General features: G+C 60.7%; 1 pseudogene. It reads left to right on the plus strand.

Annotated elements, in window-relative coordinates:
- Nucleotides 1-634: pseudogene (locus tag ACW9IR_RS29535) on the plus strand (hypothetical protein); the annotation flags it as partial.

Genomic DNA, 634 nt, shown 5'->3' on the forward strand with positions numbered 1-634 from the left:
AAGGCAAGGCGCCGATCATCATCACCATCACGGAAGCGATCATCCGTGAGGCCGGTGATACGGATTTTCCCGGTATGGCCGTGGCGTTCGAGGTGTATGACAAGGTGCTCAATCGCTCCGAAGACTGGAGCCCCGAACAGCGTGTGGTGGTGGCCGTCGATGCGACCCGGCTGGACGCCCCCTTGCTCAAGGAAGCCAAAAACAATGAGCTGAATCTGGACGCCCTCGCGGGCAAGCCTGGGACTGCACAAGTCGTCGCCAACCCGCCGAGATTCGAACTGGGCGACATCATCATTGTGCGGCTCAAAGGCACGCCAAGCGAGGGCGCACCGATTGACCTCGAAGTGGCAAGCAAACCGCTGGACAACCTGCCGAGTGTGGTCGAACTCGAACTGCCCAACGCAGCGCTGATGCAACTGGCAACGAAAACATTCTCCTTGTCCTGCAGCGTGAAAAAAGCCGACAGCCCTCCCCATCTGCACTCCAAAAGCCAGTTCATCAGCGCCATCGGCGAAGTCCAGCGGCTGGCCGCGCCGATCATGCGGGATGCCGTGTCCGGGGCGCTGGATCCCGCACTGCCCCAGGTGCGTGTCGAAATCCCCTTCGACAAATCCTTTGCCGAAGGCCAGGTCCT

The sequence above is a fragment of the Pseudomonas sp. SDT291_1_S447 genome (assembly GCF_054070155.1).